This is a genomic window from Micromonospora sp. WMMD812, from assembly GCF_027497215.1.
In the GTDB taxonomy this organism is placed as follows: Bacteria; Actinomycetota; Actinomycetes; order Mycobacteriales; family Micromonosporaceae; genus Micromonospora.
In genome coordinates, this window is the sequence record NZ_CP114904.1 from 140885 (window position 1) to 160852 (window position 19968).

Sequence of the window (19968 nt, forward strand, 5' to 3'; positions counted from 1 at the left end):
GAGGTCCGTGCGGGGCGGTCAGCCGGCCACGGACTGGTTGTAGTCCTTGATGGGGCCGGCCAGCGCCTGCTCCTGCTCCTGCAGCGCGGCCCGCGGGTCGGTCCCGCTGAGCACCGCGGCCTGCATGGCCTGCTCGGCGGCCTTGCGGGCCTGCGGCATCGCGCCGAGCAGGCAGCCCTGGGTGGCCTTGGTCAGCGGCGTGTTCTGCAGCTGGGTGATCGCGGTCTGGAACTGCGGCCGCTGCGCCACCCACTGCTTGTCCACGTCGGTCTCCAGGGCGCCCTTGCTGATCGGGAAGTAGCCGGTCGAGGTGTGCCAGGTGGCCTGCGAGTCCTTGTCGGACAGGAACTTGACGAACTCCCACGCGGCGCGCTTGTGGGCGTCGTCCTTGCCCTTGCCGACCACCCAGAGGGACGCGCCGCCGATGATCGGGCCCCCGGAGTCGGTGGCGTTGACCTTCGGGTAGTTGCCGGTGCCGATCTCGAACTTGCCCTCGGTGCTCTTGAGGAAGCCGCCGAGCGAGCCGGTGGACTCCAGCGTCATCGCCACCGTGCCGGCGGTGAACGCGTTGTCGGCCGTGGTGGTGTTGCTGTCCAGCTTCGGCGCCAGGCCCTCGTTCACCATCTTCTTCCACCACGTCAGCAGCTTGACGTGGTCGTCGGTGGCGAGCTTCACGCCGGTGCCGCGGCTGTCGCGGCCGTTGCCCTGGTCGCAGTACTCCTGGTTGCCGGCGGCGGTCCACTGCTCCAGGAACCAGCCGTAGAGCGCGGCCCCGAAGCCGTACCGGGTGACCCGGCCGCTGGCGTCCTTGACGGTCAGCTTGCGGGCCGCCTCGGTGATCTCGTCGAGCGTCTTCGGCGGGTTCGCCGGGTCCAGGCCGGCCTGCGTGAACGCCGTCTTGTTGAGGTAGAGCAGCGGCATCGAGGTGTTGAACGGCATCGAGTAGAGCTTGCTGTCGACGGAGTAGTACCCGGCGATGTTCGGCTGGATGTCCGAGGTGTCGGTCTTGTCGACGTCCACGAACGACTGGACCGGCACCGTCGACTTCGAGTCGATCATGAACCGGGTGCCGATGTCGTAGACCTGGACAACGGCCGGCGCCTGCCCGCTGTTGAGCGCCGCCTTGTACGCCGACAGGGTGTCGTCGTACGTGTTCTTGAACTGCAGGTTGACCTTGGCGCGACCCTTGTTCTTGGCGTTGAACTGGTCCGCGAGCTGCTGCAGCGCCTCGCCGTTCTTGCCGCTCATCGCGTGCCAGAAGTCGATGGACACCTCGCCCTTGCCGTCCAGCGCGCTGGCCGCCGGCGCGTCCGTGCCGGAAGCCCCGTCGCTGGTGTTCGCCGTGGCCGAACCGCAGGCGGCGGCGGTGGCCGTGAGCGCGGCGAGCGAGAGCCCGACCGCCACCCGGCGCAGAGTGGTACGCACTGTTTCCTCCTACTACTGGGGTGAGGTGGTTACTTGACCGCGCCGGCCGTGAAGCCCCGGACGAGCCAGCGCTGGCCGAAGACGACCAGCAGCAGCGTCGGCACCAGCGTGATGGTGATGCCGGCCAGGAGCACGGCGGGACTGCCGCCCTCGTTGTCCTTGAGGGCGAAGACCGCGGTCTGAAGAGTGTTCAGGGAGTTGTTGCTGGACGAGATGATCAAGGGCCAGAAGTACATGTTCCAGCCCTGCAGAAACGACCAGACGGCGATGCCGATCAGCGCCGGCCGGCTCGCCGGCAGCAGGATGGTGACGAGGAACCGCAGGTGGCCGCACCCGTCGATGACGGCCGCCTCGCGCAGCTCCCGCGGGAACTGGGCGAACGCCTGGCGCAGCATGAACACGCCGAAGCCGCTGGCCAGGAAGGGCAGGATCAGGCTGAGCCGGTTGTCGTTGATGCCGAGCGACCGGATGAACAGCGCGTTCGGCACCACGATCGACTCGTAGGGCACCATGATCGTGGCCAGGAACAGCCAGAAGATCGGCCGCCGCAGCGGGCTGCGCAGGAAGACCAGCGCGTAGGCGGCCAGGCACGAGGTGACCACCTGCGCGAGCATGATGCTCAGCCCGACGAAGAGGGAGTTCACGAAGGCCGGGGCGAGCGGCACCACCGGCTGCCGCCAGGCGGCACGGTAGTTCTCCAGCGTCCAGTGTCCGCCGAAGAGCTGCGGCGGCTGGTGCAGCAGCGCGGTGGAGGGCAGGAACCCGCCCAGCACGGTGAGCAGCACCGGGAAGAGCAGCACCAGCGCGGCGACGCCGAGCCAGAGATAGGTGAGGACGGTCGGCACGGGACCCGGACGGTTCACGCTTCTGCTCACCGGTAGTGCACCCGCCTCTCCAGGACGCCGAACTGGACCACGGCGATCAGCACGCCGATCACCAGGAGCACCAGCCCCTGCGCGCTGGCCAGCCCGAAGTTGCTGTTGTTGTTGTGGAACGCGTTGTCGAAGATCGAATAGACCAGCGTGCGGGTGTGTCCGTTCGGCCCGCCGTCGGTCATGATCTGCACCTGGCCGAGCGCCTGGAGCGCCGCGAGCGTGGTGGTCACCACGGCGAAGAAGAGGCTCGGCGAGATCATCGGCAGCACGATGCTGACGAACTGCCGGGGGCCGGTGGCGCCGTCCATCCGGGCCGCCTCCAGCACCTCCTCGTCGACACCGGCCAGGCCGGCGGCGAGCACCAGCAGGTTGAAGCCGGAGACCATCCACACCGTCACCCCGACGACTGTGGCCATCGCCCAGCCCGGTTCGGTGGTCCAGTTCGGCGCGGGCAGCCCGACCAGCCCGAGCACCCAGTTCACCGGGGAGACCCCCGGGTTCAGCATGGTCAGCCACACCACGGCGGCGGCCGAGACCGAATAGGCGAACGGTAGGGCGAAGGCGGTCCGGAAGATCCGCATCCCGGGAAGCCGCTGGGTCATCGGGGCCGCGAGCGCGAGGGGCAGCAGCACCCCGGGCGCCACGACCAGGACGGTGAAGACCAGCGTCTGCCAGAGCACGGTGCCGAAGGCCGGCGTGAGCAGTTCGTGGAAGTGCTGCAGGCCGACCGAGCGGGTCGGGTTCCCGAGGATGTCGTTGCCCCGGGTGGCCAGGTAGACCGCCTGGAACAGCGGGAAGACCACGAAGACACCGAGCCCGGCCAGGCCGGGGAGGGCGAAGAGCAGGCCGAGTGCCGCCTCCCGGACCCGGGCCGGGGTGGTCCCGACACGGATCCGCCCGGGTGGCCTGTCGGTGCGGCCGGCGGTGGACGGCCCGGTCGCGAGCAGAGTCGGAGCTGTCACATCGGGCAGCCTGTACAGCTCGCGCGACCGGTCGGGGTGGTCGGGCCGTCGATCAGGTGACCGATGGTTGTCGCGGCAATGACATTGCACTACGCAGCGTTAGCATTGCACAGGGCTTCATCGACAAAACGCGACTAATCGTGGCTATGGGCCCGCTGCGAAGTAACTGTACGTATCGATCTCCGGGTCCATCGGTACGGCCGGTCGAGCGGGGCGGTGCGGCCGCCCCGCCGGCGGGCGGGGACAGCTCCGCCATCGACGGGATGGCTGGCGCGTGACGAACGTCTCGGCGGCCGCGCGGCGGGCCTAATTCCGGGGCGGAGCGTCGGTCGTCGCCGCTAGTCTGCCTGCGAGCGTCACCCCTCCGCACGTCGCGCCGCCCTCGGCCGGTGCGGCACCGCCACCATCGCTCACGCCCGCCGGCCAAGACCGACTTCAGGAGATTTTGTGACACAGCAACCTGTCGTGGCGCCGCCTGTCGCGACATCGGACAAGCTCGACGCCGCGGTTCTCAAGGTGGCAGGCGTCGTCGTGCTCGGCGCGATCATGTCGATCCTCGACGTGACGGTGGTCAGCGTCGCGCTGCCCACGTTCCAGGCCGAGTTCGACGCGTCCTACGCGCGGGTCGCGTGGACGATGACGGCCTACACGCTCGCGCTGGCCACGGTGATCCCGCTCAGCGGGTGGGCCGCCGACCGGTTCGGCACCAAGCGGCTCTACATGGTGGCACTCGCGCTCTTCACGATCGGGTCCGGCCTCTGCGCCACCGCCGACACGATCGGGCAGCTCATCGCCTACCGCGTGCTGCAGGGCCTCGGCGGCGGCATGCTCATGCCGATCGGCATGACGATCATGACGCGGGCGGCCGGGCCGCACCGGATCGGCCGGCTGATGGCCGTCCTCGGCATCCCGATGCTGCTCGGCCCGATCGGCGGCCCGATCCTCGGCGGCTGGCTGATCGACACCGCGAGCTGGCACTGGATCTTCCTGATCAACCTGCCGATCGGTGTGATCGCCCTCCTCTACGCGCAGATGGCCCTGCCGAAGGACAATCCGGAGCCGTCGGAGTCGTTCGACTTCCTCGGCATGCTGATGCTGTCGCCCGGCCTCGCCCTGTTCCTCTACGGCGTCTCCTCGTTGCCCGAGGCCGGCACGTTCGCCGACGCGAAGGTCCTCGCGCCCATGCTGGTCGGCGCCGCGCTGGTGGTGGCGTTCGTCCGCTACTCCTTCAAGCCCCGCCACCCGCTGCTCGACCTGCGGCTCTTCACCAACCGCAACCTGACCGTCGCGTCGGTGACCCTGTTCGTGTTCATCATCGCGTTCATGGGCGCCGGCCTGCTCTTCCCGAGCTACTTCCTCCAGGTGCGCGGCGAGTCGACGCTGGCCGCCGGCCTGCTGATGGCGCCGCAGGGCATCGGCGCGATGATCACGATGCCGATCGCCGGCACGCTGGCCGACCGGGTGCCCGTCGGCCGCACGGTCCCGTTCTCGCTGGCGCTGATCATCCTCGGGTTCTTCACCTTCACGCAGCTCGACGCCGACACGTCGTACGTGCTGCTCTGCGGGTCGCTGTTCGTCATGGGGCTCGGCATGGGCGGCACGATGATGCCGATCATGACCTCGGCGCTGAAGACCCTGAACGCGCAGGAGGTGGCTCGCGGCTCGACGCTGGTCAACATCCTCCAGCAGATCGGTGGCTCGGTCGGCGCGGCCGTGATGTCGGTGATCCTCACCAACGAGCTGAACGGCTCGCGGGTGATCCCCGGCGTGACGGACCCGAACGGCAAGCCGCTCACCGAGGCCGGCCTGGCCATCGCCAGCCAGCAGCGGCCGGAACTGACCCAGCAGATCCCGGTCGACCCGTCGATCATCGACCGCGGGCTCGATTTCGCGGCGAGTTCGTTCGCCAGCACGTTCTGGGTCGCGTTCGCGCTCGTGGCGCTCACGCTCATCCCGGCCGCCTTCCTGCCGCGCCGGCGCGAGCCGTCGCACCTGCTCGACGGTGAGCAGCCGGGGGAGGCGAAGGCCCCGGTCGTCATCCACTGAGCATCGCAGCCGGCCCCGCCAGGCACGCACGTGCGTGCCCGACGGGGCCGGCTGCCTGTTCCGGGTCGGGCCGCGGCTCCGGCTCAGGGTGCGACGGCCTCGCGCCGGACACGGAAGCGCAGGTGGGAGGCGTACGGCGAGCCCTCCACCGAGAGCCGTTCCAACTCGACGTGCTCGTCCAGCTCGGCGAAGAGTCGTCGGCCGCGGCCGAGCAGCAGCGGCGCGATCTGCACGCGGATCTCGTCCACCAGGCCCGCCGCGAGGAACTGCTGCCCGACCTCCGCGCCCATCAGCCGGACGTCCCTGCGCCCGGCCGCGGCGGTCGACCGGTCGAAGGCCGTCCGGACGTCGGTGACGAAGGCGAAGGTGCCGCTCTTCTCGACCCGGTCGGCGAGCGGATCGTGGGTGAGGACGAAACAGGGTGCCGGGAACGGGGTGTCGTTCCACACGCCGATGCCGACGTCGAAGGTACGGCGCCCGAGGACAACCGCACCGGTCGTCTCGAACATCTCGCCCGAGATCCGGGCGTCCACCGGACTGGCCGCGGCGTTGAAGATCCACTCGTGCAGCCGGAGGCCGCCCGTGCCCATCGGATTCTCGACGCTCACGTCCGGTCCGGCCATGAAGCCGTCGAGCGACATCGTGACATCGAGCAGTATCCGCGCCATCACAGCTCCTCGCCGAGAGTGGGCGCCGCACGGCACCCGGCCGTCACCGGTGGACACCGTACCGCTCGATCGATGGCTGGCGCCCTCGATTCCGTTCGGCGTCGACGACGGCGTCCGCTAGCGCGCTACGAACGTGAGGAGTCGGCGCGGAGGTTCTCGATGGCCACGTCCATGGCGTCCTCGAGATGGGTGATGCGCCCGGTCGAGAGCATCATCAGCACGCCGCCCTGAATGCCGGCGAGCAGCGCGCCGGCCGCGCGTTCGGCGTCCACCCCGGCCACCATCTCGCCGGCGTCCTGCATGTGCCGGATGCCGGCCGTGATCTCTGCTTGCCACTGTCGCATCAGCTCGGTGACCACCGCCTGCGCGCCGGGCGTGCGGCCGCCGAGCTGGGAGAGCAGCGTCTGGAGGGGGCACTCCTGGCCCTGGGCCAGGTACCGGGCCACGACCCGGTCGCGCCAGGCCTGCCACGCCGGCCAGGAGGTGAGGTCGCCGAGCATCGGCTGCTGGTCGGTCAGCACCCGGTCGGCCTCGAGCCGGGCCACCTCGAGCAGCAGCTCCTCCTTGCCGCCCGGGAAGTAGTGGAAGAGCTGACTCTTGCTGGTCCTCGTCCGGGCCAGCACGTCGTCGAGTCGGAACACCGCGATGCCCCGCTCCCGGATCTCCGCGGCCGCGCCCTCGATGATCCGCTGCCGGGTAGTGCTGCCCTTCCGGGTGAAGGTCGCCGCCATGCCACCGCTCCTTTTCTGGACCGCCCAGTCCAATTCTAGCGGCTTCCGCGGCGAGCCCGGGCGGGTCGGGCGCGGCACGAGGTGGCGCGGCGCCGCCGGCCCGGGGACCAGGGCCGGCGGCGCCGTCGAGGGTGCGGGTCAGGAGAGCGTGTCGGTCTGGACGCCGGGGCGGCCGTTCTCGACGACGAAGCTGGCGTGCGTGCTCACCGGCGCCCCGGGGGTCGTGACGTACGGGACGACGCGGTAGTCGCTGCGCCACTCGTCGCGTCCGACCGTGCAGCGCACGTATCCGCGCCGCTGGTTGTAGTACCTCATGTGCGGGTTCGAGGCGAGCCACTCCTGGCCGCGCGCGTCCATGTCGGCGCCGTCGGCCCCGGAGCTGATCGAGGTGCCGAGGAACTCCGTCCCCACGGTGCGCGAGCTCTGGTCGTCGAAGTTCTGCTTGAGGTCGGCGACCATGCTGCAGTGCGCGTCGCCGGTGACGACCACCATGTTGTCGACGTTCCGGCGGGCGACCGCGTCGAAGATCCGCTGCCGGGCCGGCTCGTAGCCGTTCCAGTTGTCGTCCGACAGGTTCTCGCCCGGCCCGGGGTCGCGGTCGGCCTTGGCCATCACCGTCTGCTGGGCCAGGATGTTCCAGTTCGCGCGCGACGCGGCCAGGCCGTCGAGCAGCCACTTCTCCTGCTCCGCGCCGAGCATCGAGCGCGTCGGGTCGTCGGCCTCCGGCGAGCCGGGCGGGACCTGGTCGTCGCGGTACTGGCGACCGTCGAGGATGTTGAACTCGGCGAGCCGGCCGTAGCGCAGCCGCCGGTACAGCCGCATGTCGGCGCCGCGCGGCAGCGCGCTGCGCCGCAGCGGCAGGTGCTCGTAGTACGCCTGGTAGGCGGCGGCCCGTCGCTGCAGGAAGCTCTCCGGCGACTGGGCGGCGTCCTCGGAGTTCTCGTCGGCGTAGTTGTTCTCGACCTCGTGGTCGTCCCAGGTGACCGCCCAGGCGAACCGGCCGTGCGCGGCCTGCAGGTCGGGGTCGGTCTTGTACTGGGCGTGTCGGACCCGGTAGTCGGCGAGGGAGAAGATCTCCGCGGCGGGCAGGTGCGCCCGGCCGATCGTGCCGGCCGACGGCCCCTCGTAGATGTAGTCGCCGAGGTGGACGACCAGGTCGAGGTCCTCGTCGAGCATGTGCCGGTACGGGGTGAAGTGGCCAGCCGGGTAGTTCTGGCAGGAGACGAACGCGAAGGCGAGGCTCCGCGGCAGGTCCCAGTAGGCCGGGGCGGTGCGGGTGCGGCCGACCGGGCTGATCTCGGTGCCGGTCCGGAACCGGTAGAAGTACTCCCGGTCGGGGCGCAGCCAGTGCACCTCCGCGTGCACCGAGTGTCCGAGCTCCGGGGTGGCCAGCTCCACCCCCCGGCGGACGACGCGTCGGAAGCCGGCGTCCTCGGCGATCTCCCACCGGACCGGCACCACGCGCTGCGGCATCCCGCCGAGACCGTCGGCCGCCACCGGCTCCGGGGCGAGACGGGTCCAGAGGACCACACCGTCGGGCAGCGGGTCGCCGGACGCGACGCCCAGGGTGAAGGGGTTGTCCGGGAGCCGGCCGGTCGCCAGGGCCGGAGCGGCGGACCAGCCGGCCACCGCCGCCGCGAGCCCGGCGCCGGCCGCCCCGGCCAGACCGAGGAACGAGCGTCGATCGAACTGCTGCATCGAGGATCTCCTTACGACAGAGGGGAAGATCAACTCGATCCTCGGCAGCACCGGTGAGGATCAGGTTTCCCTGTCGTTGCCGACCGGCGGCCATCCTGGGCACAGCAGTCGACGGTGGTGGATCGCTCGTGGGCCCAGAGTCAGGGACGCAGCGCGTCGACGACGACGCGGGTCGCCTGCGCGATGAGCGCGTCGTCGTACGTCGCGTCCTTCGTGTCTCGGCTCGACATCACGACCAGCACGATCGGGGCGCCGTCCGGCGGCCAGAGGACGGCGATGTCGTTGCGCGTGCCGTAGCCGCCGGAGCCGGTCTGTCGCCGACCACCCAGCCGTTCGGGACGCCGGCCCGGATGAGGCCGTCACCCGTGGTGTTGCCCCGCAACCAACCGTTGAGGACGTCCCGGTCCTCCCGGGACAGCGCGGTGTCCACGGCGTACGCGCGCAGGTTGCCCGCGAAGGCGCGCGGCGTGGTGGTGTCCCGCTCGTCGCCGGGCCGGGCCTCGTTGAGGGAGGTCTCGTAGCGGGCCGCCTCGGTGGTCGTGTCGCCGAGGCTGCGGAGCGCCTCCTCGAAGCCGCGCGGCCCGCCGAGGCGGCGCAGGATCAGGTTGGCGGCGGTGTTGTCGCTGTACCGGACCGCGGCCTCGGCCACGTCGCGCAGGGGCATCCCCGTGGCCACGTGTCGTTCGGTGACGGGGGAGTGCGCCACCAGGTCGGCCCGCGGGTAGCGGACGACGCGGTCGAGGTCGGCGGTCGAGGTGCGGTCGAGCAGCGCCGCGGCGGCCAACGCCTTGAACGTGGAGGCGTAGGCGAACCGCTCGTCGGCCCGGTACCGCACGCTCCGGCCGGTCCCGGTGTCGACCGCGTGCACCCCCAGCCGTACGTCGGACGCGGCCTCGAGTCGGCGGAACTCCTGCTCGGCCCGGCGGGTGTCGCCGGCGGTGTCGCCCGGGCCGGGCGTGGTCGCGGCACCGGTCGGCGTCGTGGGGGAGGGGGCCGCGGCGTCGCAGGCCGCGGTCGGAGTGAGCGAGACCACCACGAGTGCCCCGACGACGACCCGTCGCGCGTGCGATGACCACATGGCGTTCTCCTCCGTCCGGCCGGGCGGCGAGCCGGGCACCGGCTCAACGGGCGTCGATCCGGTGCCCGGCTCCACCCTGATGACGCTGTCGACCTGCCCCGGATCCGGGGCAGGTCGACCGGACACGACGCGGGCGGGTCCCGCTCAGCGCAGCGGGCCGTCGCCCGGGCCGTCGGGGTCGTCGACCAGGTGGATCGCGGCCTCCTCGGCGCTCGCGGCGCCGGCGTCGATCCCCGCGTCCCACGCCACCGAATCGGCCTCCTCGTCCTCGCCGAGGCCCTCGTCGTAGGCGACGAGGCGGCCGGCGCGCGGCTCCCGCTCGTACCCCCGCCGGGTCAGCTCGTCCTCGTCGTCGGTGGTCGCGGCGTACGGATCGATGTCCGGTTCCTCCTGGGCCAGCAGTTGGTCGAGGGACTCACCCGCCCGCTCCTCGGCGGGCGTCGTCCCGTACCGGTTCGCGCCCGACCAGTGGTCCTCGGCGATGATGCCCGTGTCGAGGGGGTCGCCGACGCGATCGTCGTCGAGGGTGTCCGAGGCGTCCAGGACGCCGTCGTCCTCGGCCACGTTCCACTCCTCGACGCGGTCCGTGCTGTCGGTCTGGCTCACGGCGTTCTCTCCTCGTTCGAGATTCAGCAGGTGGTGCCCAGCCTAGGACGGTCGAGTGGGGAGCCGGGGGTGGGGTCAGCGGCGGGGGCGGCGAGGCTGGTCGCTGGAGCGGCGGACGACCAGCTCCGGCTGGAAGACCACGTGCCGGTGCCGGTGGGTCTCCCCGGACTCCGCCTCCTCGAGCAGGAGCTGCGCCGCGGTGCGGCCGAGCTGCTCGCGGGGCTGACGTATCGATGACAGCGGCACCGCCGCCGCGTCGGCGAACTCGATGTCGTCGTACCCGACGATGGCCACGTCGGCGGGCACCCGCAGGCCGCGCGCGGTCACCTCCTGGAGCACGCCGAGCGCGATCAGGTCGTTGGCGCAGAAGACGGCGGTGGGGCGCTGCCGGGCGGGCAGGGCCAGCAGCTCCTCGGCGGCGCGCCGGCCGGCGGCGACCGTCAGGCTGGACGTCGCCGACACCTGCAGCTCGGCGTCGGCGCCGCGCTCCTCGAGAGCGGCGGCGGCGCCGGCGTGCCGCTCGGCGACCTGGGCGATCGAGAACGGGCCGCCGACGTACGCGATGCGGCGGTGGCCCTGGTCCAGCAGGTGGTCCATGGCCAGCCGGCCGCCGAGCACGTCGTCGACCGCCACCGAGCAGCGGCTGGCCCGCCCCGAGCCCCGGTCGACCAGCACCACCGGAATGCCGCGGTCGATGAGCCGTTCCAGGTTGGGCTGAGGGCCGTGGCCGACCGGCGTGATGAGCACCCCGCGGACCCGCTGCTCCTCCAGCAGCTCCAGGTGGCGCCGCTCGCGGGCGCTGTCCTCGCCGCTGTTGCAGACGACGAGCATGGCGCCGGCCTCCTCGACCACCCGCTCGGCGCCGCGCACCACGTCGGTGAAGAACGGGTTCGCCACGTCCAGGACGACGATGGCGACGGTGCGGCTGTGGCCGGCCCGCAGTTGGCGGGCGGAGTCGTTGCGGACGTAGCCGAGTTCGGTGATGGCGGCGAGCACCCGTTGCCGGGTGGCGGGGGCGACCGTGTCGGGTCGGTTGAGCACGTTGCTCACCGTGCCGAGGGAAACGCCGGCGTGCCGGGCCACCTCCTTGATGTTCGCGGCTGCCATGACTCCCTCGACGATCCGTGCGGTGGTGTGCGGCCCGCGGTCCGGTGCGGCGCCTCGCGGTGGTCCCCGGGCCGCCGGACACGTCGCTCGGGCGGTCCCCGCCGGGTAGACCGGCAGTGTATAGCTCCTAAAACGTTTCATCCAGCCGGGCCGTTCGTGCCGGCGCGCCCCGGTGCCGCTGTTCCCAGACCGCGCCTCGGGTGGCGAACCCGGCTTCGGCAACAGGGGAGAAATCGCATGGAAACTCTTGACGCTCCCGAACGCCAGCCCTACGGTCCATGCACAACAGATGAAACGATTCAGGAGGGGATCGGATGACCCCCGACGCACCGGGCGTCGATGGCGCTCCGCTGCTGGTACTGGACGGCGTCACGAAGTCCTTCGGGGCCGTCGCCGCGCTGCGCGGGGTGCACCTGGCGCTGCACCCCGGTGAGGCCCACGCCGTGGTCGGAGAGAACGGGGCGGGCAAGTCCACCCTGGTGAAGGTTCTGGCCGGCGCGCACGCGCCGGACTCCGGCGCGATGACCCTCGACGGGCGGCCGCTGCACCTGCGCGGCCCCGCGGACGCGCTCGCCGCCGGGATCGCGGTCATCTACCAGGAACCGACGCTGTTCCCGGACCTGTCGGTGGCGGAGAACATCTTCATCGGCCGGCAGCCGCTGCGCGGGCTGCGCCGCATCGACGCCGCGGCGATGAACCGCGACGCGGGGCGGCTGTTCGAGCGGCTCGGCGTCCGGATCGACCCGACCCGGCCCGCCCGCGGGCTCTCCATCGCCGACCAGCAGCTCGTCGAGATCGCCAAGGCGATCTCCTTCGACGCCCGGGTCCTCGTCATGGACGAGCCGACCGCCGCGCTCTCCGGCGTCGAGGTCGAGCGGCTCTTCGGGGTGGCCCGCTCGCTCTGCGAGCGCGGCGCCGCGGTGCTGTTCATCTCGCACCGCTTCGACGAGGTGTTCGACCTGTGCCAGCGGGTCACCGTGCTGCGTGACGGAGCCTGGGTCTCCAGCGACCGGGCCGCCGACCTCACCGTCGACGAGGTGGTGCGGCGCATGGTCGGCCGGGACGTCTCGTCGCTGTATCCCAAGCGGGACGCCCCGCTGCGCGACACGCTGCTCGAGGTCCGCGGCCTGACCCGGGCGGGTGTCTTCTCCAACGTGTCCTTCTCCGTTCGCGGCGGCGAGATCGTCGCGCTGGCCGGACTCGTGGGCGCCGGCCGCAGCGAGGTCGCCCGCGCCGTCTTCGGCGTCGACCGGTACGACGCCGGCGAGGTACGGGTGGCCGGTCGCGCCCTTCCGCCCGGGAACCCGGGCCGGGCCATCGCCGCCGGCCTGGCCCTGGTCCCCGAGGACCGGCGCCAACAGGGCCTGGTCATGGAGCTGTCGGTGGAGCGCAACGCCACCCTGGCCCGCCGCCGCGCCCTGAGCCGGCTGGGCCTCCTGCTCGGCGGCGCGGAGCGCGCGGAGGCCAGGCGCTGGACCCGGCGGCTCCAGGTGAAGGCCGCCCGGCTCTCCGCGCCGGTTGCCACTCTCTCCGGCGGCAACCAGCAGAAGGTCGTGCTCGCCAAGTGGCTCGCCACCGAGCCGCGGATCCTGATCATCGACGAGCCCACCCGGGGCATCGACGTCGGCACCAAGTCCGAGGTGCACCGGCTGCTGTCCGAACTGGCCGGCGAGGGACTCGCCGTCCTGATGATCAGCAGCGAACTGCCCGAGGTGCTCGGCACGGCCGACCGGGTCCTGGTCATGCACGAGGGGCGGCTGGTCCGCGAGCTGCCCCGCGCCGAGGCGGACGAGACCTCCGTGATGTTCGCCGCCACCGGGCAAGGAGCGACCGCGTGAGCCGCACCGATGCCGGCGCCCCCGAGCGGGCCACCGCCGACACCCGCGCCGAGCCGGACCCACGCCGCCGGGGCCTCGCCGAGCGGCTGTTCGCCGTACGCGAGCTGAGCCTGCTGATCGCCCTCGCCGTCCTCGTCCTGATCACCACGGTGCGCAACGACCGCTTCCTCAGCGGCCAGAGCGTGAAGGACCTGCTGTTGGGCTGCGCGATCCTGGTGATCCTGGCGGTCGGCCAGACCCTGGTCGTCATCACCCGCAACGTCGACCTGTCCGTCGGCTCGATCCTGGGCCTGGTCGCGTTCGCCACCGGCTCGCTGTTCCTCGGCGCGCCCGGCACTCCGTGGCCCGTCGCGCTCCTGGTCGGCGTCGCGCTGGGGGCGTTGTGCGGCGCGCTCAACGGCGGTCTGATCGCGGTGGCCCGGGTGCCGGCCCTCGTCATTACGCTGGGCACCCTCTACGCGTTCCGTGGCGTCGACTACTACTGGGCGTCCGGGCGCCAGATCAACGCCGCCGACATGCCCCGGTCGTTCCTGCGGCTGGGCAACCAGACGGTGCTCGGCGTGCCCGTGCTGTTCCTCGTCGCGGTGGTCGTCGTCGCCGTCGTCGGGTTCTACCTGCGGTCCTACCGCAGCGGCCGGGAGCTGTACGCGATCGGCTCCGAACCGGCCGCCGCGCGGCTCTCCGGCATCCCGGTGGGCCGGCGGGTGTTCGCCGTGTTCGTCGCCAACGGCGCCCTCGCGGGCCTCGCCGGCGTGCTGTACGCGGCCCGGTTCGGCACCCTCGACGCCGCCGCCGGCACCGGGCTGGAGCTCCAGGTCGTCGCCGCCGCCGTGGTCGGCGGGGTGGCCATCTTCGGTGGCAGCGGCAGCGCCTACGGCGCGGCGCTCGGCGCCGTGCTGCTAACCACGATCGGCAGTTCGCTCGCGGTCCTGCGCATCGACCCGTTCTGGCAGCAGGCCGTGGTCGGCGCGCTCATCCTCGCCGCCATCGGCCTGGACCGGTTCCTGGCCCTGCGGATGGCGGCCCGGCTCAGAGGGAGAAGCGCGCATGGCGCATGACAGCCTGTACGCGGCGCCGCCGAGCGTGGGCGCCGAGGCCGACGCCGGGCGGGGACCGGGCGGCCTCGCCACGCTGCGCGGGCTGCTCGGCTCCTGGGACGCGGCGGTCGTCGCCGCGCTCGCCGTGGCGGTGCTGCTCGCCGGCCTGACCGTGGAGAACTTCGCCACCGGCCGCAACACCCAGTTCCTGCTGCTCGACCTGGTGCCGCTGGCGCTCATCGCGCTGCCGATGACGCTGATCGTCATCACCGGCGAGATCGACCTGTCGGTGGCCAGCATGGTCGGCCTGTGCAGCACCCTGATGGGTCAGCTCTGGCTCTCCAGTGGACTGTCCCTCGAGCTGATCTGCGTCCTCGTGGTGCTGCTCGGCGGCGTGCTCGGCGCGCTGAACGGGCTGTTCGTCACCGGCTTCGGCCTGCCCTCGCTGGCGGTGACCATCGGCACGCTCGCCCTCTACCGGGGCCTGTCGTTCGTCGTGCTCGGCGACCAGGCGGTGGCGGACTTCCCGGCCAGCTGGACCGCCGCCGCGATGCGGAACATCCCGGGCACGTCCGTCCCCGCCGTGGTCGTCCCGGTGCTGCTGCTCGCGCTGGTCTTCGGTGTCGTGCTGCACGCCACCTCGGCCGGCCGGGCGCTGTACGCCACGGGCAACAACGACCAGGCCGCCACGTTCGCCGGAGTGTCGGTGGCCCGGACGAAGTTCTGGCTGTTCGTGGTCTCCGGCGCGGTCTGCGGGCTGGTCGGCGTCTTCTGGACGCTGCGCTACGCCAGCGCCCGCGGCGACAACGCCACCGGTCTCGAACTCACCGTGGTGACCGCCGTGCTGCTCGGCGGCGTCTCGATCTTCGGCGGCCGGGGCGGGCTGCTCGGCGTGGTCGCGGGAGTCCTGCTCCTCGGCGTGTTGCGCAACGCCCTGCAACTCGCCGACGTCGACGCCAACGCGCTGACGATCGTCACCGGCACCCTGCTCATCGCATCCGTCGTGCTTCCCAACGCCGTCGCGGACGTCCGCGCCCGGCTGCACCGCCGACGACAGCGCGCGAACCCCGTCGCGCCCTGATTCCCCCACCACCGACCTCCGGAAGGGATATCGATGTCCGCGCACCGCAGAGGTTTCCGTCTCGGGGCCACCGGCCTCGCCCTCGCCGCCCTGCTGCTCAGCGCCACGGCCTGCGGCGGCACCACCCGGGAGAACTCCGGCGACGACTCCGGCGCCGGCAACCAGGCCAGCGGCGCCGCCAACCCGGACGCCGCCATCAAGGAAGGGCTCAAGATCGCCTTCCTGCCCAAGCAGGTGAACAACCCCTACTTCACCGTCTCGGACAGCGGCGGCAAGGCCGCGGTGACCGAGATCAAGGGCGAGTACAAGGAGGTCGGCCCCTCCGAGGCCAGCGCCTCCTCCCAGGTCAGCTACATCAACACCCTGTCCCAACAGGGCATGGACGTGATCGTCACGTCGGCCAACGACCCGAACGCGATCTGCGGCGCGCTGAACCAGGCGAAGGCCGCCGGCGCCAAGATCGTCACCTTCGACTCGGACACCAAGCCGGAGTGCCGCCAGATCTTCGTCAACCAGGTGACGGCCGAGGGCATCGCGGAGAACCAGGTCAAGCTCATCTCGCAGCAGGTCGGCGGCGAGGGTGAGATCGCGATCCTCTCCGCCACCGCCAACGCGACCAACCAGAACGCCTGGATCGCGCTGATGAAGGAGGAGCTGAAGAAGCCCGAGTACAGCAAGCTCAAGCTGGTCACGGTGGCGTACGGCAACGACGACGACCAGAAGTCGTTCCAGGAGACCCAGGGCCTGCTGCAGTCATACCCCAACCTCAAGGGCATCATCTCCCCGACCACCGTGGGCGTGGCCGCCGCCGCCCGCTACCTGAGCGGGTCGCAGTACAAGGGCAAGGTCAAGCTCACCGGCCTCGGCACTCCCAACCAGATGCGCGAGTTCGTCAAGGACGGCACCGTCGACGGGTTCGCCCTGTGGAATCCCGCCGACCTCGGCTACCTGGCGGCCTACGCGGGCGCCGCACTGGCGTCGGGCCAGATCAGCGGCGCCGAGGGCGAGAAGTTCACGGCCGGCAAGCTCGGTGAGTACACCGTCGGCAAGGACGGGGTGGTCGTCCTCGGCCCGCCCACCGTCTTCGACAAGAACAACATCGACCAGTTCGACTTCTGACCGCTCGCCGGGCGGTGCCGGCGCCGGACGGTGCCGGCACCGCCGGGGTACCGACGGGAGATCCATGCCCCGCGTCTGTTTCACCCTCCAGGTCGACCCGGTCCGCCTGGACGAGTACCGCGCCCGGCACGAGCGGGTCTGGCCCGAGATGCTCGGCGCCCTGGCCGAGTGCGGATGGCACGACTACTCGCTCTTCCTCCGCGAGGACGGACTGCTCGTGGGGTTCCTGGTGACCGACGACTTCCCGGCGGCCCAGGCCGCCATGCGGACCCGCGACGTCAACGCCCGCTGGCAGGCGGAGATGGCGTCGTTCTTCCTCGACCTCGACCAGGGCACACCCGACCGTGCCATGCGGCCGCTGGACGAGGTCTTCAACCTTGAGGCGCAACTCGCCGCAGAGACGGGAGAAACAGCATGACGCAGCCCGACGCGCCGACCCGACAGCGGGTCACGCAGGCCCTGCGCACCCAGCGCATCGAGACCCCGTCCTGGGCGTACGCGAACTCCGGCACCCGCTTCAAGGTCTTCCCACAGGAGGGCGTGCCACGCGACCCGTACGAGAAGATCGCCGACGCCGCCGTCGTGCATCGGCTCACCGGGGTCGCGCCCACGGTGGCCCTGCACATCCCGTGGGACCGGGTCGACGACTACGCCGACCTGGCCCGCCACGCGACCGACCAGGGCGTGACGCTGGGCGCGATCAACGCCAACGTGTTCCAGGACAACGACTACAAGCTCGGCAGCGTCACCAATCCGGACCCGGGCGTGCGGCGCAAGGCGACCGACCACCTGCTCGAGTGCGTCGACATCATGGACCGCACCGGGTCACGCGACCTCAAGCTGTGGTTCTCCGACGGCACCAATTACCCGGGGCAGGACGACATCCGGGCCCGGCAGGACCGACTCGCCACCGCGCTGCGCGAGACGTACGACCGGCTCGGCGACGACCAGCGGCTGCTGCTGGAGTACAAGCTGTTCGAGCCGGCCTTCTACACCACCGACGTGCCGGACTGGGGCACCGCGTACGCGCACTGCCTGGAACTCGGACCGAAGGCGCAGGTCGTCATCGACACCGGGCACCACGCGCCGGGCACCAACATCGAGTTCATCGTGGCCTTCCTGCTGCGCGCCCAGCGGCTGGGCGCGTTCGACTTCAACTCCCGCTTCTACGCCGACGACGACCTGATGGTGGGCGCGGCGGACCCGTTCCAGCTGTTCCGCATCATGCACGAGATCGTCCGTGGCGACGCGTTGGCGCCGGAGGCGGGCATCGCCTTCATGCTCGACCAGTGCCACAACATCGAGCCGAAGATCCCCGCGATCATCCGGTCGGTGATGAACGTGCAGGAGGCCACCGCCAAGGCGTTGCTCGTGGACGCCGACGCGCTGGCCGCCGCGCAGCGGGCCGGCGACGTGCTCGGCGCCAACGCGGTGCTGATGGACGCGTACCACACCGACGTCCGGCCGCTGCTGGCCGACCTCCGCGCCGACCTGGGCCTGGACCCGGACCCGATCGCCGCCTACGCCCGCTCCGGCTACTTCGACCGGATCCGGGCCGAGCGCGTCGGCGGGCAGCAGGCCGGCTGGGGCGCCTGACCACACCGAGTACGCAGACAGGGACGTGAGGACGATGCATTCGCAGGTTCAGGCGCTGATCGCGCGCAGCAACCGGCTCGGCGCCGACCCGACCACGACGAACTACGCCGGGGGCAACACCTCGGCCAAGGGCGGGGCGACCGACCCGGTGACCGGCGGCCCGGTCGACCTGCTCTGGGTGAAGGGCTCCGGCGGCGACCTCGGCACCCTGACCGAGGCGGGTCTCGCCGTGCTCCGGCTGGACCGGCTGCGCGCCCTGGCCGACGTCTACCCCGGCGTCGACCGGGAGGACGAGATGGTCGCCGCGTTCGACTACTGCCTGCACGGCCGCGGCGGGGCGGCGCCCTCGATCGACACCGCGATGCACGGTCTGGTCGACGCGGCGCACGTCGACCACCTGCACCCGGACGCGGGCATCGCGATCGCCACCGCGGCCGACGGCCCCGCGCTCACCAAGGAGATCTTCGGCGACCGGGTGCTGTGGGTGCCGTGGCGGCGGCCCGGCTTCCAGCTCGGCCTCGACATCGCCGCGGTGGCGAGCGCGAACCCCCAGGCGATCGGCGTCATCCTCGGCGGCCATGGCATCACCGCCTGGGGCGCGACCAGCGAGGAGTGCGAGCGCAACTCTCTGGAGATCATCCGCGCGGCCCAGGCCTTCCTCGACGAGCGGGGCCGGGCCGAGCCGTTCGGCCCGGTGCGCGACGGCTACCGCCCGCTGCCGCCGGAGGAGCGGCGGCGCCGGGCCGCCGCGCTGTTCCCGCTGCTGCGCGGCCTCGCCTCCACCGACCGGCCACAGGTCGGGCACTTCACCGACAGCGACGTGGTGCTCGACTTCCTCGCCCGGGAGCGACACCCCGCGCTCGCCGCGCTCGGCACCTCCTGCCCCGACCACTTCCTGCGCACCAAGGTCCGGCCGCTGGTGCTCGACCTGCCGCCGACCGCCCCGGTCGAGGACGTCGTCGCCCGGCTGCGGGAGCTGCACGGCGCGTACCGCGACGAGTACCGGGCCTACTACGCGCGGCACGCCACCGCCGACAGTCCGCCGATGCGCGGCGCCGACCCGGCCGTCGTCCTGGTGCCGGGCGTGGGCATGTTCAGCTTCGGCCAGAACAAGCAGACCGCCCGGGTCGCCGGGGAGTTCTACGTCAACGCGATCAACGTGATGCGCGGCGCGGAGTCCGTGTCCCGCTACGCGCCGATCGACGAGGCCGAGAAGTTCCGGATCGAGTACTGGGCGCTGGAGGAGGCGAAGCTGCGCCGGATGCCGAGGCCGAAGGCGCTGGCCACCCGGGTCGCGTTCGTCACCGGTGGCGGCTCCGGCATCGGCCGGGCCATCGCCCATCGGCTCGCCGCCGAGGGAGCCTGCGTCGTCGTCGCCGACCGCGACGCCGGCTCGGCGGCCACCGTCGCCGCCGAGATCGGCGGCACCGACGTGGCCGTCGCCGTCACCGCCGACGTCACCGACGGCGCCGCCGTCGCCGGCGCCCTGCGAGCGGCCGTGCTCGCCTTCGGCGGCGTGGACCTCGTGGTCAACAACGCCGGGCTGTCCATCTCCAAGCCGCTGCTGGAGACCACCGAGGCGGACTGGGACGTTCAGCACGACGTGATGGCCAAGGGCTCATTCCTGGTCTCCCGGGAAGCCGCCCGCGTCATGGTCGCGCAGGGGCTGGGCGGCGACATCGTCTACATCGCCAGCAAGAACTCGCTCTTCGCCGGCCCGAACAACGTCGCGTACGGGGCCGCCAAGGCCGACCAGGCCCACCAGGTCCGGCTGCTCGCCGCCGAACTCGGCGGTCACGGCATCCGCGTCAACGGGGTCAATCCCGACGGCGTGGTGCGCGGCTCCGGCATCTTCGCGGGCGGCTGGGGCGCCCAGCGGGCCGCCGTCTACGGAGTGCCCGAGGAGAAGCTCGGCGAGTTCTACGCCCAGCGCACCCTGCTGAAGCGCGAGGTGCTGCCCGAACACGTCGCCAACGCGGTCTTCGTGCTCACCGGAGGCGACCTGTCCCACACGACGGGCCTGCACCTCCCGGTGGACGCCGGCGTCGCCGCGGCCTTCCTCCGCTGACCGGAACGGGTGCGGGATGAGGACGAGCACGCC

Annotated in this window: 16 protein-coding genes and 1 pseudogene; 8 read left to right on the forward strand and 9 right to left on the reverse strand. The window is 71.8% G+C overall.

Annotation, left to right across the window (positions count from 1 at the left end; genetic code table 11):
• Nucleotides 1-18: 18 nt before the first annotated feature.
• Genes O7603_RS00570 through O7603_RS00580 form a run of 3 tightly spaced genes read right to left on the reverse strand, consistent with a single transcriptional unit; the run spans nt 19 to nt 3262 of the window.
• Complete coding sequence (locus tag O7603_RS00570) at nt 19-1425, reverse strand: ABC transporter substrate-binding protein (RefSeq protein WP_281573684.1); 1407 nt, start codon at nt 1423-1425, stop codon at nt 19-21.
• 29 nt (nt 1426-1454) lie between these two features.
• Complete coding sequence (locus O7603_RS00575; RefSeq protein ID WP_281573685.1) at nt 1455-2300, reverse strand: carbohydrate ABC transporter permease; 846 nt, start codon at nt 2298-2300, stop codon at nt 1455-1457.
• Entirely contained in the window at nt 2297-3262 is a 966-nt protein-coding gene (locus tag O7603_RS00580) for a sugar ABC transporter permease (RefSeq protein WP_281573686.1), read from the reverse strand. The genes O7603_RS00575 and O7603_RS00580 overlap by 4 nt, the downstream gene beginning before the upstream one ends.
• Before the next feature lie 447 nt (nt 3263-3709).
• Here O7603_RS00580 and O7603_RS00585 point away from each other — a divergent pair, with 447 nt between their 5' ends.
• Nucleotides 3710-5308 (forward strand): DHA2 family efflux MFS transporter permease subunit, encoded by a 1599-nt coding sequence (locus O7603_RS00585; protein WP_281573687.1) that lies wholly within the window; start codon nt 3710-3712, stop codon nt 5306-5308.
• An 83-nt stretch (nt 5309-5391) separates the two neighbouring features.
• Here O7603_RS00585 and O7603_RS00590 read toward each other — a convergent pair whose 3' ends face one another.
• From O7603_RS00590 to O7603_RS00615, 6 genes and pseudogenes are all read right to left on the reverse strand, one after another.
• Complete coding sequence (locus tag O7603_RS00590; RefSeq protein WP_281573688.1) at nt 5392-5976, reverse strand: dihydrofolate reductase family protein; 585 nt, start codon at nt 5974-5976, stop codon at nt 5392-5394.
• Between the two features lie 125 nt (nt 5977-6101).
• Nucleotides 6102-6707, reverse strand: coding sequence for a TetR/AcrR family transcriptional regulator (locus O7603_RS00595; RefSeq protein WP_281573689.1), 606 nt, complete (start codon nt 6705-6707; stop codon nt 6102-6104).
• 138 nt (nt 6708-6845) lie between these two features.
• Nucleotides 6846-8405: an alkaline phosphatase D family protein gene (locus O7603_RS00600; protein WP_281573690.1), complete on the reverse strand. Its 1560-nt coding sequence runs from the start codon at nt 8403-8405 to the stop codon at nt 6846-6848.
• Between the two features lie 140 nt (nt 8406-8545).
• Nucleotides 8546-9483, reverse strand: a pseudogene (gene bla, locus O7603_RS00605) (class A beta-lactamase).
• Nucleotides 9484-9627: 144 nt separating this feature from the next.
• Nucleotides 9628-10089, reverse strand: coding sequence for a DUF5709 domain-containing protein (locus O7603_RS00610; protein WP_281573691.1), 462 nt, complete (start codon nt 10087-10089; stop codon nt 9628-9630).
• A gap of 75 nt (nt 10090-10164) precedes the next feature.
• Entirely contained in the window at nt 10165-11196 is a 1032-nt protein-coding gene (locus O7603_RS00615) for a LacI family DNA-binding transcriptional regulator (RefSeq protein ID WP_281573692.1), read from the reverse strand.
• 314 nt (nt 11197-11510) lie between these two features.
• Between O7603_RS00615 and O7603_RS00620 the strand changes: the two genes are divergently transcribed.
• From O7603_RS00620 to O7603_RS00650, 7 genes are all read left to right on the forward strand, one after another.
• A complete protein-coding gene (locus O7603_RS00620; protein ID WP_281573693.1) occupies nt 11511-13034 on the forward strand; it encodes a sugar ABC transporter ATP-binding protein in 1524 nt (507 codons plus the stop codon).
• Entirely contained in the window at nt 13031-14092 is a 1062-nt protein-coding gene (locus tag O7603_RS00625) for an ABC transporter permease (RefSeq protein WP_281573694.1), read from the forward strand. The genes O7603_RS00620 and O7603_RS00625 overlap by 4 nt, the downstream gene beginning before the upstream one ends.
• A complete protein-coding gene (locus tag O7603_RS00630; RefSeq protein WP_281573695.1) occupies nt 14082-15152 on the forward strand; it encodes an ABC transporter permease in 1071 nt (356 codons plus the stop codon). The genes O7603_RS00625 and O7603_RS00630 overlap by 11 nt, the downstream gene beginning before the upstream one ends.
• 33 nt (nt 15153-15185) lie before the next feature.
• The gene (rhaS, locus tag O7603_RS00635; protein ID WP_281573696.1) at nt 15186-16271 is read left to right on the forward strand and encodes a rhamnose ABC transporter substrate-binding protein; all 1086 of its coding nucleotides are present in this window, start codon (nt 15186-15188) and stop codon (nt 16269-16271) included.
• 64 nt (nt 16272-16335) lie between these two features.
• Nucleotides 16336-16689 (forward strand): L-rhamnose mutarotase, encoded by a 354-nt coding sequence (locus O7603_RS00640; RefSeq protein WP_281573697.1) that lies wholly within the window; start codon nt 16336-16338, stop codon nt 16687-16689.
• A complete protein-coding gene (gene rhaI, locus O7603_RS00645) occupies nt 16686-17867 on the forward strand; it encodes an L-rhamnose isomerase (RefSeq protein WP_281573698.1) in 1182 nt (393 codons plus the stop codon). The genes O7603_RS00640 and rhaI overlap by 4 nt, the downstream gene beginning before the upstream one ends.
• A 25-nt stretch (nt 17868-17892) precedes the next feature.
• Nucleotides 17893-19935: a bifunctional aldolase/short-chain dehydrogenase gene (locus O7603_RS00650; protein ID WP_281573699.1), complete on the forward strand. Its 2043-nt coding sequence runs from the start codon at nt 17893-17895 to the stop codon at nt 19933-19935.
• Nucleotides 19936-19968: the final 33 nt, after the last annotated feature.